Source organism: Rhizobium sp. BK512 (assembly GCF_014194915.1).
GTDB lineage: Bacteria > Pseudomonadota > Alphaproteobacteria > Rhizobiales > Rhizobiaceae > Rhizobium.
The window spans coordinates 297,935-315,460 of sequence record NZ_JACIAS010000009.1; the positions used below are offsets into that span (position 1 = coordinate 297,935).

Sequence of the window (17,526 nt, forward strand, 5' to 3'; positions counted from 1 at the left end):
TGTTGCGAGCCTCTAAATCCGCACGGGGCTCGATAGTTCCCGGCCTGTCCTGTTTCGTACCGGTAACTGTTGGAGGCCGGTTCTGCGATTTTGCCGCAAAGCCCGGAACTTTCGCGGTGGGGCGCGGTTGGAGCGCCATGAAAAAAACCACTCGTCAAAACACCGATCGCCGCGCTTCAAACGGCATGCTGTCATTCATTGTGGTTCTGTTTATCGCCGCCCTGGCGATCGCGGGCCTCTACTTCTTCGTGTTCACGCCGGAAAAGCAGCAAGGACAACCGGCTCCTCACGCGATCAACCAGTCACAATGATGGTGCGATCGGCGCAGATACTGCCGAAGGAGAAACCGTGGGCCTTCCCAAGCAGTCCCTGATGCGAAACAAGCTTCTGGCCTTGTTGCCGGAGCCAGATTATGCGCAGCTTGCGGCTGAATTCGAGCACGTCGATCTGCCTCGCGGGCTGAAGCTGACGAGCGCTGGCGGCTTTATCGATCACGTCTGGCCTCTTTGGCTTTGACGGCTTCGTGCCGACGAGCGCTGCTGCTGGCGTGGCGTTAAGCGCGCATGACGTTCTGTCCAAGTTCAAGGTGAGGGCTATCGGATCGATTCCGCCCGATTTTGCCAATGGATGGAGCAGAACCGAAACTTCGCCAGGCTGCTCGCTCGATCGACCGAGGCTTTTTCCATCCAGGTGGCCTATACAGCCATTTCCAATGCGATTCACGATGTCAACCAAAGGCTCGCCCGCTGGCTGCTCATGTGCCACGACAGGGTTTCCGGACACGAGCTGGCCCTTACCCATGAGTTTATCGCTCTCATGCTGGCGGTTCGCCGCCCGAGCGTGACGACATCCCTTCACATGCTGGAGGGTAACGGTCTTATTCGAGCCGATCGCGCCATGATCACCATTCGAAACAGGTCCGGGCTAGAAGAATTCGCCAAGGATGCGTACGGCAGACCCGAGGAAGCCTACCGTCGCCTGATGACGGGTGTCTTCTAACATGCGTGCCTTCTTGCCGTCTGGAGCAAAGGGGACGACCGGCGCGGTGGGTGCTGAGGCCTAGATTTCGCCAATGAGCCGTCGGTATTCCTGCTCCGGCTTTCCATAGGCGCCGCCGGCAAATTCTTCGAGCCCCTTTCGATCCCGGATCGTGATGCGACCGCGCTCTGCAAGGATAAGCTTCCTGCCCTCCAGGACATGGATCGCGTTCGTTACGCTCGGCCTTCGAACCGACAGAACGAGCGAGATGAAATCATGCGTGAGCGTGATTTCATCTCCATCCATGCGATCGTGACACATTAGCAACCAGCGGGCCAAACGTTCCCCGACCTGGTAATTGGCATTACAAAAAGCTGTAAAGGAGATCTGCGAGACGAGACTTTGAATGAATCGCGCCAGGAGATTGGCAAAGACCGGGTTTTGATTAATCAAGGAATGCATAGCTGCAAGCGACATTCGAAAACCGGATCCGGAGACCTGGATCAGGACCTCGTGAATGCTGATCGTGCCGCCCACCCCGGCTGATGTCGGCGAGAAGCCTTCGCGACCGAACATGCCCGCTTCTCCTCTCAGCCCGTCCGCTGAAACCGCGACGACCGATCCGATGCCGCGACAGAGGAAGTACACGTGATCGATGACGCGCTCGACGCCGACAATGACGGTGCCGCGTGGCAGATCAACCGGGTGAAGCGCTGGCGCTATATTTTGAATTTCATGGTCGGGCAAGCGCGCGAGAAGGCGATTGCCATTGTAAGCGTTCTCAGAAATGTGCATGGCCTCGACTACGGGCGCAAGCGAATGCTGCGACCGCCCAGCCCTGTGCTTTCCCCGACGGCTGCCGATTCTATAGCATTATGATTTTGCAGATGTTTTTCTGTACGCTGGCATACGCTTCGGCGCATTCCTGCAGATCGTTGAGGAGAGCAGGTTTACCTATGTCCCTGCGGATTTGGCGGATTTGGCAGGTAAAGAGCCCCGCACGTCACCAGAATCAGCTCTACAATGCGAGCTGGAAAGAAATCGCATATCCTCGGAAAGCCATTTATGGACGCTCATGGCGGCCCGCAAGGCGGGGAGCGTTCTGTGACCCTGACGGAACAGGGTCATGATAGCGGCGGCGGCGATCTCGTATTCAGGGGCTTGACGACTGACCCCTGTTTTAACCCGCCACTCCTCCAGTGCATCGGCGATCACCGCAAGTTCCAACGATCCGAATGTGGCATTGACAAAGTCGCGCATGGTTGTCCTCTGGGTCGGCGGCGGTGAAATGGCTACTCGACGCCTCGGCGTCAAGGTCGCCACATCAGTCCTCGCCTGGCCGCCTTGATCATTCGGCCAGATCAGGCACCGCGGATCCACCGTACCGTTCCCTGCTACGCCATGGAACATTTGTGCGCAGGCGCCGTTCCCATGGCCGATACCACGGCTGTCGTTGCCGAAGGTTTGCCCCGCGGAGGATAGATGCGCCAGACCAGACCGTTCATCGTCGAGATCAGGCAGAGCAGGAAATCAAAGTCGCTGACGCACAAAACATCGATCTGGGGCGATGTGGATCTCAGCCAGGATCGGGATCTTGCCCAAGCGACGGCAGCAAAGGGGGCTGCGAGCCCTGCGGAACGCTGGCGTCTGCCGCCAGCGCCGAGAGTATCGTCCAGCATCGTGCCTGCAGCGTCTCAGGCTGCGGCAATGATCTCACCTGCGAAGTCGCGGTAGGAATGTAACGGGCGACCTAGCATGCGCGTCAGTCGCTCGACATCACCCTCGTTTGGTATCATGCCGTCGCTGACATAGCGCTCGGCCATGAGGCGCATCTCGTAGGCTGTCCAGCTCGGCATGCCGGCAGAAAGTCTCTGCTCGAATGGACCCGGGTCATCGCCTGCATAAACGATCTGGCGCCCAAGCAGGTCGGACCAGATCGACGCCACGTTCGCGCCAGTAAGCGTGTGAGGCCCCACCAGGTTGATCGTTTCAATCGGCAATGTCTCGGGGCCTTGCTCCCGTCGGATCAGTTCCATCGCGGCTACCTCGCCGATATCTCGGGTATCCACCATGGCAATACCCTTGCTGCCGATCGGCATCGGGTAGATACCGTGCTCGAGGATAACATCCCTGATCATGACCTCGTTATCGATAAAATAGGTCGGGCGCAGGATCGTGGCGCTGAAGTTCATATCATGGAGCATGCGCTCGGCACCCCACTTGACCGCAAAATGCGGCACGTTGACCGCGCGATCGGCGTCGAACACCGACAGATAGACGATCCGACGCACACCCGCTTGGCGGGCGATGTTGAGCGAGATGATCGCCTGGGCGAATTCATCGCCGGTGACGGCATTCAGCAGGAAGAGCGTGTCAATGCCATTCAAGGAGCTGCGCATGGCGTCAATATCAAGCAGGTCTCCGTGGGCGATCTCCACGCTAGCCGGCAAGCGGGCGTTCAAGGGGTCGCGGGTGAGGACGCGGACGGTGGCGTTGCGGGCGAGGAGTTGGTCGACGACGCGGCGGCCAACCCGACCCGTGGCACCGGTAACAAGTATGGTCATGGTTTGACTCCAGTTTGGTTTCCGTTGACAGAGATCAGCATAACGATCCACATTCGCACCGATAGACGCCAATTCTGGACAAACCGTCTCGCAGGTGGAACGCACATGGACCTTGTCGCAGTCTCCGATTTCAACCTGGTTGCCCGGCACGGAGGGGTCGGACGCGCTGCCCGCGCCACCGGCCGACCCAAGGCCACGCTGTCACGACGCGTCACTGATCTCGAGGCGCAGCTTGGTGTGCGCTTGTTCGAGCGTGGCGCGCGCCTACTGACGCTGACGGAGGAGGGACGGGCACTGTTTGCGCGCACCAGCGCTCTGCTGACTGAGCTCGACGAAACGGCGAAGGAGATCGCATCAGGCGCGCAGACACCGCGCGGGCACTTGCGCATCAGTGCGCCGCTTTTGTTTTCGCAGACCGCAATGGGAAAGCTTGCAGCCGGGTTCATCACAAAAAATCCCGCCGTTCACCTTCAGGTCACGACGGAAGACAGGGAGGTGGACATGGTCGAAGAGGCTTACGACCTGGTCATCCGCGTCAATCCGAAGCCGGACGAAAGCCTCGTCGGGCGCATCTTCCTGCACGATCGCCTCGTCGTCGTCGCCAATCCGGCCCTTGCTCGGCCGCGCACAGGCGATGCTGTTCCCGCTATCGTTCGTGGACCGATGGCTGGCGCCGAAACGTGGGACGTCATAACCCCGGATGGATTGTCGCAAATCGCAGCAAGGCCGATCCTCAGCCTTTCCTCATTCTTCATGGTGCGCGACGCTGTTCGCGCAGGGGTCGGCGCCGCGCCTCTGCCGCTCTCGTTCGTCAGTTCCGAGATCGCGGCCGGTACCCTTGTCGCGTGGGGCGAGGTGCAGGGACATCGAACCAGTCTCTGGGCACTCTATCCGACGCGGCGGCTCCTCAATCCACGCGTGTCGGCATTTCTGGAGCACCTGAAGGCCGCCTTTCCCGAAGGATCGCCCGAAGAGCTTGCCGGTTATATGGAAAGATGACGCAGATTGGCAGGCCCGACAGGACAAGGCCGGCCAGACCCCACCACGGCCCGAACAAAGCTCCACCCGCCGATCTTGGAAGTTGACCGTCGCGACATAGATAGGCACACGGATCCTGCGGCCGGAATGCGTCCACTTGCTGCACGAGGAGACATTACTTGTTTTAATGGGAATGGTGAGAGACGTGATCAAAACTGAGGCAGCAGCGGCCGATCGGGCAGTTGAGGCGGAAATGGACTGGCAGTCGGAAGGCGTCAGCGTCCCGCATGGGTCGGAAGCCCGGATGTCTTATATGGCGGGGAGGCAGAGGTTCGTGGGCTGCTTCCTCAACGGAAAACTCGTGGTCAATGGTCGACACTTTACGACGCTTTCGCAGGCGGCAAGTGCATTGGCAGTCAACCGGATGGGACGATCACCGAACCTGAACGGATGGGCTTACTGGCAGGTTCGTTTGCCCGGGACAGACCAATGGATCCCGATGGCCGCTCTGAAAAAGTCCGGCCGTCGAACCGGTCTGGACGCCTCCCGTGAGTGCGGGACTGGCTTATAAAGTCGATCGGTCTTCATCAGCTCGCCGAACTGATCGGGCAAAATCGTGTCGTGGCGGCCGGTCGAACTGAAAGAATGCCGGCTGCGCTGACGCTGACGTCTTGCCGCACGTTCTATTGCTGACGCCTTGCCGCTTCGAGGCGCGGTTAGAGATAAGACACGGATTTTTGCCAATGCCGCAACGACTTCCCGTCAGGCGCAGACTTCCCTTCGCATTTTCGTGGTGCGAAGACTATCGCGCTATCGGCGTCAAGCACCCATCGTCGTTGGAGGTCTGCCGGTCGTATGCCGCTTCCACCATATGCAAAGTCTTCGCTCGACCATTCCACGAACCACTGGCAATCGAGGGGCGGCGCAAAAAGCGGGTCTGCAACGCTTTGGACCGGTAGGCTTTTGCCGAGATTGAAAAGGAGCAGGCGCTCCTCCTCCGGGTCTTGCGTGAAATAGCGCAGAAGGAAGGCCGAAGTGCCAAGCACACTTCCATCGACTTGTGTGCGGGGGCAGGATCGCGATGCTCCGGCGATGGCAGGTGTGCGTCGCCGTAGAGCAAGCAGATCGCTGTGAAGCGCAAGCTGAGCATGGTTCCGTTCGCGTTCGCTCCAGTCAAGCTTACAAGCTTGAAACGTGGACGGCTCGGCTGGGTCTGGCATGGTGGTGCCGAAGGCCTCGTCCTGGAGGTTCGGAAACTGCCGCAGGAAGTCAAGCCGCCCCTTGCGTACAAGCGATCCCAACTCGTCAGGGTGGTCCGCAAAGAAAAAGAACGGCGTTGATGCGCCAAATTCCTGTCCCTGGAACAGCATCGGAATTTGGGGGCTGAGGAGCAGGAGCGCCGTCATCGTCCGCATGCGCGCGGCCGACGCGAGCCAACCGGCGCGTTGGCCCGTTCCCGAATTCGCGATCTGGTCGTGATTCTGCAGGAAATGAATAAAGTGGCGGGCCGGCAAATCCAGGCCTGGGCGGCCCCGGCTAGCGTCCTGCCAATCGTAGCGTTGACCCTGGAACAAATATCCATATTTGGCCGCCGACACGAACTCCTGCGCGCTTCCGCTATGGTCATGATAATAGGCATCGCTTCGGCCCGTGAGGGCGACAGTTGCGGAATGATGAAAGTCGTCGTTCCACACCCCATCCAGCCCGCACCCGCCGCTGGCATGTGCCATGACCAACCGGGTGTCCTGAGGCTCGTTTTCCGCAATGAGATAGATCGGTCTCAGCTCGGCCGCTGCCCGCGCCTTTCGCGCAATATGCGCCACGATATGCTCGTCGCTGCTGTCAAAGAGGGCCTGGGTGGCGTCGATCCTCAAGCCGTCAAAATGATATTCGTCGATCCAGAAGGCCGCATTTTCGGCAATGAAGTCGCGAACGCCTGCACATTCCTCGCCGTCGAAATTGAGCGATTTGCCCCATTCGTTCGTATAGCGGTCGGTAAAATAATGGGGTGTGAACCGCTCGAAGCGCTCGCCGGCGCCAAAGTGGTTGTAGACGACGTCGAGAATGACGGCGATACCTTGTCGGTGGGCCTCGTCCACAAAAGCCTTGAGCTCGTCTGGCGTGCCGTAGGTCCTCGTCGGCGCATATGGCAGAACGCCGTCATAGCCCCATCCGAATTCGCCGAAGAACTCGTTGACCGGCATCAACTCCACACACGTAATGCCGAGCTCCGTCAAAAGCGGCAGCTTGCTGGCAGCAGCCCTGTACGTGCCTTCGGGCGTGAAGGTGCCGATATGCATCTCATATAGGACCTGTCTGCCCGGTTCGACTCCCGCCCAGGCGCCGTCCTGCCAGGAATAGCCCGCGGCGTCGACAACCATGGACCAGCTATCCGGGCCATGAGGCTGGAACCGGGAGGCAGGATCGGCCAGCAGATCCTCGGCCTTGCCAAGCCGGAAGCCATAGAGCTGCCCGGGGCGCACCCCGTCAAGATCGAGCCGAAAATAGCCGCCGTCCTCGGGCTGCATCGCATAGTCGCCTGCCTGATCAAGTACAAGCCGGACCTGCGAGTGTGCAGGTGCCCATACCCGAAAGGAAACGGCATCGGCCAGGCATTCGCTACCAGCCCCATAACGCCGTTCCCGTCGCTTGTGAAAATCGCCTGTCTCGCGTGATGATCCTGACATGGCTGTCCTTCCGGCCCGGTGGCGTGAGAACCTCGGTCTCAGGCTTTTGTTCCGTCAGGACCTGCTCTGCGCCAGAATCGCAAAGGCTTCGTATGGACGAAACTCCATTGCCGCATCCACCTTATGGACCGGATCGTAATTGCTGATGAGGCAGCGGCCCGAACCCTGCAGTTCGTTCGGCAGATCAAGGGTGATGGTACGAGCGGAAAAGTTTGCCAGTACGGTCAGCCGCTGCTCGCCCAGCGTACGGGTGTAGGCAAAAATGTCTGGATGCTGATCGAGATAGGATTGGAAACGACCGTAGACGATGATCGGATGGGATTTTCTGAGCAGGATCAGCCTTCGGTAGTGGTTCCAGATCGAGTGTTCGTCGGACATCGCGACCTCGGCATTGATCGCTATGTAATTTTCATTGACGTCAATCCAGGGAATGCCGGTGGTGAAGCCGGCATTGGCGCCGGCGCTCCATTGCATCGGCGTCCTTGCATTATCGCGACCGTTTTCATTTGCGCCCCTGATGAAATCTTCAGGCGAGAGGCCGGCCTCAAGATGAAGCCGGTGCATGTTAAGCGTTTCGATATCGCGATATTGTTCGATCTTGGTGAAGGGAGCATTGGTCATGCCGATCTCCTCGCCCTGATAAACGAAAGGCGTGCCTTTTAGAAGATGCAGGACCGTGGCCAGCATCTTGGCAGACTCCACCGGATAACCCTTTACGTCACCGTATTTGGAAACGGCGCGGGGAAGATCGTGGTTGCCCCAGAACAAGGAGTTCCAGCCATCCTCGGCCAGCGCATACTGCCACTTGCCGAGGATCGATTTGAGCTTGACGAGGTCGAAGGGTTGGGAGCGCCATTTCCCGTAGATCTCGTCCCATTGCTGCGTCACGTGCTCGAACTGGAAGACCATGGAAAGTTCTTGGCGAGCGCGCCCGGAATAAAGCAGCGCGGAGCCAGGCGTGGCGCTCCAGGTCTCCCCGACAGTTATGACGTCCCGGCTACCGAAGGTCGCCCGGTTCATCTCCTGGAGATAGTCATGCAGATGCGGCCCGTCCGTCACGATGTTCTGATCCACCTGCTTGCCGATATAATCAATGACATCCATGCGGAAGCCGGCGATTCCTCGTTCGAGCCACCAGTTCATCATCTGGTAGATCTCGTGGCGGACGTTTGGATTGGCCCAGTTGAGGTCCGGTTGACGGCGCGAGAAAAGATGCAGGTAATATTCGCCGGTCCGCTCGTCGAGCGTCCAGGCCGGTCCCCCAAAGGACGACGTCAGTTGGTTTGGTGGACCACCGCCCTCGGCGGGTTTGCGCCATATGTAATAGTCGCGATAGGCGCTCCGTCTTGATGCGCGCGATTGGACGAACCAGGGATGGGCATCGGAGGTGTGGTTGACCACGAGGTCGAGGACAACGCCGATGCCTCGCGAACGGGCCTGCGCGACAAGGTCGTCAAAATCGGCCAACGTTCCGAATTCCGGCGCGATAGCCTGGTAATCGGAAATGTCATAGCCGTTGTCGTCCATCGGCGACGCGTAGACGGGCGATAGCCAGATCAGCTCTATGCCGAGTGCCTTGAGATATTCAAGCTTGGACGTGATACCGGGCAGGTCGCCTACGCCGTCTCCGTTACTGTCCGCGAAGCTGCGGGGATAGACCTGATAGACGGTCGCCGTGTGCCACCACGCGTTGCGGCTCGTTGAAGGTAATTCCATGCGAACGTCCTTGTGCAAACAACCTTAGGGCGCCACGCGCGTTGTCGCGCCGTTGGTGTGAACGCGCGTTTGCCACTCCCCGTTCCCAAGCACGCTGTCGCGGCTGGCGAATGCAATGGCCGCTTCTGTCGGCCTCAAGTTCCATTTCCGGTTTCATTGGCCGAGCAGGACAACGCGCCAGGCGTTTGAAACAATACTCGCTTCAAGACGTTTCCCGCGCGAGGCGTAAGGAGAATGAAAATGAACCGTCATGATCGAACGATGAGCAGCCGCTTTCCTCGGGTGCGGAGCCTCGCTGCCTGGGCACTTCTCGCAACGTTGATGGCTTTTGTGTATATGACGTCGACGATCGTGATCTGGTGGCCGCGATAGGACTTTGAGGAATCTTGGAACTAGGTTCGGATGCAAGGTTCGGTCAACACCAGCGCAGATGAACAGATCCGAGCCGTCCGCCGCCTGCGGGCCGAGGGCAGGGCGTGAGCGAACGCAAGTCAGCGAGGGAACTGACCGACACATACGAAATCGACACGCGATCGGCCACAGGCAGAAGAGGACGCGAGCGCGATGATTAGACGACGGCAACCTGGCCAATCTCACATTGCTATGAGGCCGCACGCCGTGGACCGACAGCTTCATCGTCAAAAGAGACGTTTGGCATGCCGGTCAGTGCGAGGCTACGCCAGGTCTATCGGAGCAACCTGCGCGCAACCATCGACTTGGAACCATTCTTAGCGAACGTTGCGGAAACGACGTTTCCCCGAAGAGACCAAGGGTGCGGTACGATCTCTGCGTTGGTGATTTTCCTCCTTCCCCACCCTGGTCGAACCGCTCGCAAGAAGGACGCCGGATATACTGCACGCAGTGCGAGCTACCGATCGGATAACTCGGTACGCTATAGGACAGGGGCGGAACTCCCTTTGCTCATGGTCATTGTCGATGGGTCGGTCGGAGGAGATCCCGCAATGAACACAGCAGTCAATGAATCCCTGCAGGCGGAAGTCTTGACATTGGTTCCTGCAATACGGCGATTTGCATATCGCTTCGAGAGGGATCCCGCAGATGCCGAAGATTTAGCCCAGGAAACGTTGTCGAAAGCATTGGGCCATCTCGATCAATATACGGTCGGGACAAGTCTCAAAAGCTGGTGTTTTACCATTATGAGAAATACGTTCCTCAATAACGTCAACCGCCGCAAACGTCATGTGCTGGTTGCCGAGGTCGACGACAGCTCGACAACAACCGGATGGTGTAACCAGGAGGCCGGACTTTACGCAACGCAAGTCTGGTCGGCGCTCTCCACCCTGCCGCTTCACCAGAAGAACGCGCTGCTGATGGTCCTCGACGGCCTCACCTACGAACAGATCGCGGCTGCATTCGAGTGTGAAATGGGCACGGCAAAGAGCCGAATCGCGCGCGCAAGATCCGCGCTGGCAGCGATACTGGGTGAGATAAATCCTACGGCTGCGGCGACAATTCCAATGGCATAGGAGATCCTCGCGAGGCGTGACCGGCGAAATTCGCCTCATCCGCAACCTTCTTACCCGGAATCGGCAAGCAGACAGCTGCCTAGAGATCTAAAACGGGTCTCCACCAGGCAATTAAAGCGCCGGCACGGGCAATCTACCCGCTTCATCGCTAAAAATATGCGAAACCTGTTGGCGTCACTCCGCCCGCGTAACCGGACTTTGCAACCTGCAGCAGCAGTTTCAGACCCTGGCCGGGCGCCGTAAATCGCAGCCTGCCCGTGTGCAGCAGGCAGAGTTGCTGCCGACTGCGACCTGCACCTGGGGAGCCCATCTTCGTGTTCGCACCTATGCCGACCTGTCGTGATATCCACCGTTGGCCTTTATTAAGGTCTTTGGTGACAAATGGCTTTTGGCCGTTACACATAGGTGTTCCCGATGACTGCTATTGCTGACAAGAGATGCTGGCACGACGCCGACGTCTCTGGAACCTTCGAAGCGCCCGGATTGAGGCTCCGATCGGATGGCAGGATCGTAGCCTTCAGCGGTCCGGCGGTCCCGTTCTTCGCCGGGCGACTTCAAGTCGGCGCAATGCTGAATGACGTCCTGGCAGGCTGTGAGAAAAGCGGTCTGACCAAGGCCGGCTCCACGGGATCGATCATGGCTGCGGTCGCAGGCGGCGACGATCGCCACCTCTTCGAAATGGGGGACGGCAGGACCATCCTGATAGAATTCGGCGAAAGTCATGCGGGCCGTAGTCTGCGGTTCGTGGATGTCTCCTATGTGGTGGAAATGACCGTCAGCCAGCAGCGAGACCTCCTGACAGGTCTTGCCAGCCGCGCGGCCCTGCTGCGCAGGCTTTCTGAACTCGGTGACGGCGCCAGCTCCCGTCAAGGATCGGCCGTGCTCTATGTCGATCTCGACAGGTTCAAGGCGGTCAATGACACGCTTGGTCATGCGGTTGGTGACCTGCTTTTGAAGCGTGTCGGCGACCGCATCGCCAAGATGATCGGGCCAGGCGATCTTCTGGCTCGCGTCGGCGGCGATGAATTTGCGCTTGTGCAGGGCTCGGGCACCCAACCAGAGGCGGCCCAGTCGCTTGCGGCTAGAATTATCGAAATCGTCAGCCGCACCTACCTCATCGGGGGCCATTCGGTCCAAATCGGAGCCAGCGTCGGTATCTCTTTGAACGACGATGCCCCAGATGAGGTGATCCGCAAGGCCGATCTTGCATTGTTCAAGGCCAAGTCGGACGGCAAGGGAACCTATCATTTGTTTTCCGCCGCACTCGACCATGAGGCGCAGAGACGCCGGGAGCTCGAGGTGGCGCTCCGGCGGGCTCTCGTGCTGAAAGAGTTTTCGGTCGTCTACCAGCCCCAATACAGGATTGCAGGCAAGATCCTGGCCGGTTTCGAAAGCCTGGTCCGCTGGACCACGTCAGATCGCGGCCCCATATCGCCAGTCGAGTTCATACCCGTGGCCGAACAGGTCGGCATGATCGATCAGCTCGGAGAATGGGTATTGCGCACCGCCTGTACCGAAGCGGCCGGCTGGCCGGACGAGCTCACCGTCGCCGTCAACCTCTCGCCGGTTCAGTTTAGAAACAGCGGCCTGATTTCCGCGGTGGCTTCCGCATTGGCTTTTTCAGGCCTTCCTCCTTCCCGACTGGATCTGGAAATCACGGAGGGCGCGCTCATAGAGGACGCGGATCTAACCCTCTCGATTCTGCGAGAGCTAAAAGCGATGGGCGTCAGGATTTCGATCGACGACTTCGGTACAGGTTACTCGTCGCTGAGCTACTTGCAAAAGTTTCCGTTCGACAAGATCAAGATCGACCGGTCGTTCATCACCACGCTGGAAACGAACACCGACAGTGCGGCAATTGTGCGGGCCGTGACTGCGCTCGGCGCAAGCCTTGGCATGGTGACCATCGCCGAAGGGGTCGAGACTGAAGATCAGCTTCGGTTGGTCGCGCGCGATGGGTGCACCCAGGCGCAAGGCTACCTGACCGGACGACCGTTGTCGGCAAGCGACGCCATGTCTCTGGCCAAAGCAACGAAAGGCTAGGAAATGTCTCTCTACAGGTTGGCTTATCTCAGCTCCAATCGACTTGAACGCGAACCGGCGTTGTTTCGCAACGAGATTGATCGAATACTTGCGGCTAGCCGACGAAACAATCCAGCCGTCGACGTCACCGGTGCCCTCCTTTTCAGCTCAGGCTTTTTCGGACAGGTTCTGGAGGGACCGCAAACTGCGGTAGAGGCGACTTTCGAGAGGATTCAGCAAGATCAGCGTCATAGCAACGTGGCGCTGCTGGATTGTGTTCCGATCATTGGTCGCACGTTCGGCGACTGGTCCATGGCCTATGTCGGCAGTCCTTCGATCAGCTTCCAGTCGGATCTCGTTCTGGATCCCGAGCTACTAACAGGCGATGCTCTGGTCTCGACGCTGCGTTCACTAGTCCTGGATGGTGTCGGAGCGTAATCGGCCGGCCTCTCCGGTCTGCTTGTGCCTGGCTGATAACGCCGGCAAATGAGGCGCATCCCAGCTCCGGCCTCGCCGTCGATTGCCGCTAATCGTGACAAAACACACGCGTCGTCCGCTAGCGGTTCGCAAAACTGCCGAGAAGTCTATTCCTCACCAGGAGGAGAGACTCCGTTGCGGCTTCGGGGCACAATCGTGGTCCTTGCAGTGCTGACTCTACCGCGACGCAGGGCATGAACGAAAATGCAGCGCCCTTGGCTCGCCCAGCAGCAGACGCGATCGCTGTCGATCTGGTTGCTGACAAGGCACGGGAACATCCCGATGACAGGGAAGTTTTGTTTTTAGACGCGACGCCAAGCCTCTTGAAGTGTCACGAGAGATGTCGCGTCTCCCTGCACGACGCTCTCGGTCCATAAGGACCGGGGGCGTTGGTTGAGTGAAGTGAGCCCGGGTATTCTGGAGGCTCCACCTGTCCTCACGCAGACTAGATCCCTGAAGGCTTGTGGGTTTGCTGGTGCAGACCGCTCAATGAGAAGCAAGGATGACCGCACATCGTTCTTAGGTCACTCGGCCATGCGGCAGATCATAGTTGTACAACGCACTGGAGACGCGCCGACCATCGCAGCCCTATGAGCTGTTTGCAGCTGCAAACAACCTCAGCTTGCCCGCAGATCCCCATGTCCCTGAGATCTCAACAACGCCATCAACATCGGCCCCAAGGAGAATTCGCCGCGCTCGGTGCGCTTGGTCAAGTCTCGAAGATAGGCCCCGGCGGAGTTGATCATGTTCGCGCGTTCCAGAATGCAGGCCACAGCCACGGCCGCGTTTTCGGGACCCATAATCTCGCAGGCATCCTGATACGCAGACGGGCTCACCCCGAGCATCGATCGCACCACGACCGCCGCCGACATCAGATCACGCCAAGTTGCTATTCCCGCGCCACCTTGTCCGTACTGACCGATCTGCGGGCAGGCCCTTAGTACGACACCGAGAGGGAATGCCTTTAGCGGCTCCCTCCGAGGCCCCCGATCTTTCTCTGCCTTTTCGCCCAGCTCTTTTTCAGAGCTAGGTTCAAGTTCAGTGGATGGGTCGGTGTTTGAATTCTGTAAGTGCCGCTCGTTCTGAGCATCATTGCCGCTCATATTATCTGCGAGAGCCTGTGTTTCCAGGCGATTGAGAACCTCGTCCTTCAACATCCTCATCTCATCGAGGATGTCCGCCACAACGGCAAGTGTCGGGACGCGCGGAATTCGGCTGACTAGCGCAACGTACATGCTTTCCACCGACTGCCAGTCGCCTTTTGCCCCTTCTTCCACCGCAGCCGAGATCAGCTTGCGGATATCACGCCGGCAAATCGTCAGGTTCTCCTTGACCTTCCTGAGCGCAATGCGTTCAGCTATGACCTGCTGTGCCAGCATTGCAAGCTCTTCGGCGCGGGCGAGGAGAGGGGACAGGTCGAATCCAAAGGCATTTTCGATGTCACCGGCGGCGTCCTTGCGGGCATAGCGCTTGCCGTTCGCGCTGTCTTTGCGAACGATAAGGCCAACGTCGACCAGCGCTGCAAGGTGACGGCGAAGCGTGGAGCTTGGCATGGCGTGCGCCCGCAAAGACAGCTGAATGTTCGAAGGAAAGACGATCAGTTGCCCATCCTGACGCAGCTCATTGTCGGGGTAAAAACTCAAGAGTGCGTCGAGGACGGCAAGGCTGTTCGACTGAATGCCGAGCAGGTCCTTGGCCGCAGAAGCGTCTCGGAACACTTTCCACTTTTCGACGGTTTTATCTGCCTTGATCTCGGCAAGGGCCTGTTGCCGCCTCACGAGCGCGAGCGACATCGGCCGCCGCCCGAAAGGCGTCGTCACATTTCCGGTTTCCATCGTTTCTCACCTGTCGGCAGGCAAAAGGAAAGCGCTCATCAAAAACGATGCCAAAGACTCTTGACGATGATTCTCGGAAATGCGAATCTGGATGTGCTAGAAACAGATCAGGGCTTCCGAGACGGCGACGTTTTGGGGCTCTTTTCTTTTGCGGGTTACACGTCCTTCTTGTTGCGCTTGGTCGTCTGATGCGCCTCAAAGAGCGCAGGCAGTTGCTCTATCAAGAAGGCAGCGAAATCCGGCGCCGACTTCTTGTCGATTGTGATTTCGAGTTTCGACCGGCTGTTCTTGATCTGCGCAAGCCGGCTCCCGTCGGGTGTCGACAGCATATTGTAACTGCCCACTTCCACATTGATTGGTTTCAGATGTGCCAGGGTCTGCCTGAAACGTTCCTCCGAAGCCAGGTGGCCCAAACCCTCCGCATAGGTGCAGACCTCAGAAGGCTCCTCAACCTTGTCCATGAAGGCTGCGAGTTGCTGCCAATTTGGCCGCCCAACGCCGGGAGCAGGGCCAATGGCTTCGACCAGCTCGGCTGGCAGCAGATCGACTATTTGAAGCATGATCGAGAGCGTACTCTTGTCCAGCGACATAGAGGACATGATGACTTCCCGCGAAAAGTCTTCCTTAAGACGGGCGGCAAACCGCGCCTTCTCGATGAAGGAAAGATCTTGGCGTTCGTTGTTTTCCTGGCCCTGGGCGATGACCAGTTGTTCATCCGTCAGATCGCGGACAACTGCCTTGACTGGAAGGCCAGCTTCGAAAGCTGCGCGAAGACGCCGATGACCAAATGCAACCTGATATCGGCCAGGCTTTTCCGGATGAGGACGCACCAGGATCGGGACGTGCTGGCCCTGCTCCTTGATCGATGAGACAAGCCCGGAAATATCTCCTCCCATGCGGTCCTGCACGAAGGAGGGCTCGATCAGTTGCGGATCGAGCTCGATGACGGTTTGACCTTCCGCCAGCCGCCGTTCGATCTCATTGGCGCGTCGGCTGCGGTCATTGAGGTCGCCAAGCGATTTGCTAACGGCCGTCATGGGCTTCGACTTGCCGGCATCCATGAACGGTCTGGAATGTGGCGGCGGCGTCGTGCTGTCACCGTGCAGGGAGGAGAGGAGGTTCTTCCGGCTCATGATCTCCCCCACGTCGCCTTGATAAGGGACTCGATCTCGCCGTTGACGTTGTTCATCGATTCCATGGCGCGATCATAAGTCGAGCGCGTGAACTGCGTTCGCTCGACTTCAAACAGGGTCTGCTTGGTTATTCCGGCATCCGAGACCGCCGTGCTTTTCAGCATCGGGTTGACGAGCACATCCTCGCCGAACATCGAGCGAAGAAACGCGACCATCTGGTTCTGTGGACCGTCGGTAGGCTCAAAGCGGGTAATGAGGTAGCGCATCCAATTGTTACGGTCTTCGGCTCCAGCTTCGGCAATTTCCTCAAGCAGCGCGCTCATCATCGAAAGGAACTGGTTCATCGACATGACATCCAGCATCTGAGGATGAATCGTGATCAGAGCCGATGTCGCCGCTGTGAGGGCCGATAGCGTAAGAAATCCCAGCTGCGGAGGGCAATCGATCACGACGACGTCGTAGGCGTGCTCGACTTCCCGGATGGAGGCCTGTAACCGGGCAAAGAAGAGAATGTCGTCCGGCTTGCGTTGAAGAAGCGCCTTTGGCGTATCGTGTTCGAACTCCATCAGCTCGAGGTTTCCCGGGATGATATGGAGATCAGGGATGTACGTCCCGCGGACAATTTCCTGAATCGGACGGCGCTCTTCGTCGTACCGGATGGCACCATAGATCGTCTCGTTCGGACCAACGTCGACTTCCGGCTGGTTTCCGAACAAGGCCGACAGGCTAGCTTGAGGATCGAGGTCGATCGCCAGAACCCGATATCCCCTCAGCGCGAGATATTGTGCAAGGTGCGCCGAGGTCGTTGTCTTGCCCGAACCTCCCTTGAAGTTCATGACAGAAATGATCTGCAGTTCCTCTCCGTCACGTCGATGAGGCAGATAGCGACCGCTTGTTCGACCTGGGCGGTCGAGATAGGCGCGAATTGCTGAGATTTCCTGGACGCTGTACATGCGCCGACCGCCGGCAACGGCGGGCCTGAATTCGATGCCCCCTCCTTCGGAAGCCTTCTTTTCGAGGTCGACGGCCACGGTTCGCAAATATCCTTCAGCGACACCCAGCAGCTTGGCAGCCTCAGACGGCGTGAAGGCCCGGATCCCTTTACGAGCATGGGGCGGAAAGATATTTGTTTGATGTTCCTGCAGCTTGGTCGAAAGCGACGAGGCGTGCTCCGCAATCGTGAAGCGGAGAGAAGAGTTTCGGCTTTCCTTTGCCTTTGCGGTGTTCATCATATTATCGCCTGCGGGCCTCACATGCGGAAAAAAGCCAACCAACGAGCTGACACCGCAGATAAGGAATAAGACCCGATTCCCCTCACAGGGCAAGACCATTGGGTTAACAATGGGTTACACGAACGGTAAGCGAGCAGCCTGTCAAACGGAAAAATTGCCAAAACCCAAGCAAAATTAATGGCTTCAGGGGCGCATGAGCGCTCGACCGAGGCCTTGAAAAATGAGTCGATAACAGCCCGAAATCGAGGCATCCAGCCCATTGCACCGTCCCGCCGATCGTTTTGCCCTCTTGCGCGAGACAATGAGGTGCGACTCAGTGAGCGATATGGGCGGCAGGCACGCGGCCGCTTCAGGTCACTAGCCCGACGCCCTCTGCAGGAGCTTAGCCCCCTAAAACAGGCAATAGAGGAGCAGCGT

At 58.5% G+C, this 17,526-nt stretch carries 15 protein-coding genes and 1 pseudogene; 7 read left to right on the forward strand and 9 right to left on the reverse strand.

Features of this window, described 5'->3' with window-relative positions:
- Window positions 1-137: 137 nt before the first annotated feature.
- Together FHX06_RS28935 and FHX06_RS28940 are read left to right on the forward strand one after the other, a co-directional pair.
- Window positions 138-311 (forward strand): hypothetical protein, encoded by a 174-nt coding sequence (locus FHX06_RS28935; protein WP_183881727.1) that lies wholly within the window; start codon window positions 138-140, stop codon window positions 309-311.
- A 37-nt stretch (window positions 312-348) separates the two neighbouring features.
- A pseudogene (locus FHX06_RS28940) lies at window positions 349-999 on the forward strand (Crp/Fnr family transcriptional regulator).
- 60 nt (window positions 1,000-1,059) lie between these two features.
- On the opposite strand, the gene FHX06_RS28945 reads toward FHX06_RS28940, so the two are convergent.
- Entirely contained in the window at window positions 1,060-1,626 is a 567-nt protein-coding gene (locus FHX06_RS28945; RefSeq protein WP_312866602.1) for a Crp/Fnr family transcriptional regulator, read from the reverse strand.
- On the opposite strand from FHX06_RS28945, the gene FHX06_RS36220 reads away from it, so the two are divergent.
- A complete protein-coding gene (locus FHX06_RS36220) occupies window positions 1,627-1,857 on the forward strand; it encodes a hypothetical protein (protein WP_312866603.1) in 231 nt (76 codons plus the stop codon).
- A 75-nt stretch (window positions 1,858-1,932) separates the two neighbouring features.
- On the opposite strand, the gene FHX06_RS28950 is transcribed toward FHX06_RS36220, so the two are convergent.
- The 3 genes from FHX06_RS28950 to FHX06_RS28960 form a co-directional block, all read right to left on the reverse strand.
- Window positions 1,933-2,238, reverse strand: a complete 306-nt coding sequence (locus tag FHX06_RS28950; protein WP_112971342.1) for a hypothetical protein — start codon at window positions 2,236-2,238, stop codon at window positions 1,933-1,935.
- 134 nt (window positions 2,239-2,372) lie between these two features.
- Window positions 2,373-2,657, reverse strand: a complete 285-nt coding sequence (locus FHX06_RS28955; RefSeq protein ID WP_162733332.1) for a hypothetical protein — start codon at window positions 2,655-2,657, stop codon at window positions 2,373-2,375.
- Window positions 2,658-2,672: 15 nt separating this feature from the next.
- Entirely contained in the window at window positions 2,673-3,542 is an 870-nt protein-coding gene (locus FHX06_RS28960; protein ID WP_112971340.1) for an SDR family oxidoreductase, read from the reverse strand.
- Between the two features lie 105 nt (window positions 3,543-3,647).
- Between FHX06_RS28960 and FHX06_RS28965 the strand changes: the two genes are divergently transcribed.
- Window positions 3,648-4,541, forward strand: a complete 894-nt coding sequence (locus FHX06_RS28965) for a LysR family transcriptional regulator (RefSeq protein ID WP_113116002.1) — start codon at window positions 3,648-3,650, stop codon at window positions 4,539-4,541.
- A 695-nt stretch (window positions 4,542-5,236) separates the two neighbouring features.
- Here FHX06_RS28965 and treZ read toward each other — a convergent pair.
- Window positions 5,237-7,207 carry a malto-oligosyltrehalose trehalohydrolase gene (treZ, locus tag FHX06_RS28970; protein WP_183881729.1) on the reverse strand — a complete coding sequence of 657 codons (1,971 nt, stop codon included), beginning with the start codon at window positions 7,205-7,207 and terminating at the stop codon, window positions 5,237-5,239.
- Between the two features lie 54 nt (window positions 7,208-7,261).
- Entirely contained in the window at window positions 7,262-8,923 is a 1,662-nt protein-coding gene (locus FHX06_RS28975; RefSeq protein WP_183881731.1) for a glycoside hydrolase family 13 protein, read from the reverse strand.
- Between the two features lie 962 nt (window positions 8,924-9,885).
- Here FHX06_RS28975 and FHX06_RS28980 point away from each other — a divergent pair.
- From FHX06_RS28980 to FHX06_RS28990, 3 genes are all read left to right on the forward strand, one after another.
- Window positions 9,886-10,410 (forward strand): RNA polymerase sigma factor, encoded by a 525-nt coding sequence (locus FHX06_RS28980; RefSeq protein WP_162710063.1) that lies wholly within the window; start codon window positions 9,886-9,888, stop codon window positions 10,408-10,410.
- Window positions 10,411-10,824: 414 nt separating this feature from the next.
- Entirely contained in the window at window positions 10,825-12,453 is a 1,629-nt protein-coding gene (locus FHX06_RS28985; protein WP_183881733.1) for a putative bifunctional diguanylate cyclase/phosphodiesterase, read from the forward strand.
- A 3-nt stretch (window positions 12,454-12,456) separates the two neighbouring features.
- Window positions 12,457-12,870 carry a BLUF domain-containing protein gene (locus tag FHX06_RS28990; protein WP_183881735.1) on the forward strand — a complete coding sequence of 138 codons (414 nt, stop codon included), beginning with the start codon at window positions 12,457-12,459 and terminating at the stop codon, window positions 12,868-12,870.
- 656 nt (window positions 12,871-13,526) lie between these two features.
- On the opposite strand, the gene repC is transcribed toward FHX06_RS28990, so the two are convergent.
- From repC to repA, 3 genes are all read right to left on the reverse strand, one after another.
- Entirely contained in the window at window positions 13,527-14,744 is a 1,218-nt protein-coding gene (gene repC, locus FHX06_RS28995; RefSeq protein WP_112971333.1) for a plasmid replication protein RepC, read from the reverse strand.
- Window positions 14,745-14,899: 155 nt separating this feature from the next.
- The gene (repB, locus tag FHX06_RS29000; protein ID WP_183881737.1) at window positions 14,900-15,877 is read right to left on the reverse strand and encodes a plasmid partitioning protein RepB; all 978 of its coding nucleotides are present in this window, start codon (window positions 15,875-15,877) and stop codon (window positions 14,900-14,902) included.
- Window positions 15,874-17,109 (reverse strand): plasmid partitioning protein RepA, encoded by a 1,236-nt coding sequence (gene repA, locus FHX06_RS29005; protein ID WP_183881780.1) that lies wholly within the window; start codon window positions 17,107-17,109, stop codon window positions 15,874-15,876. The genes repB and repA overlap by 4 nt, the downstream gene beginning before the upstream one ends.
- Between the last annotated feature and the right edge of the window lie 417 nt (window positions 17,110-17,526).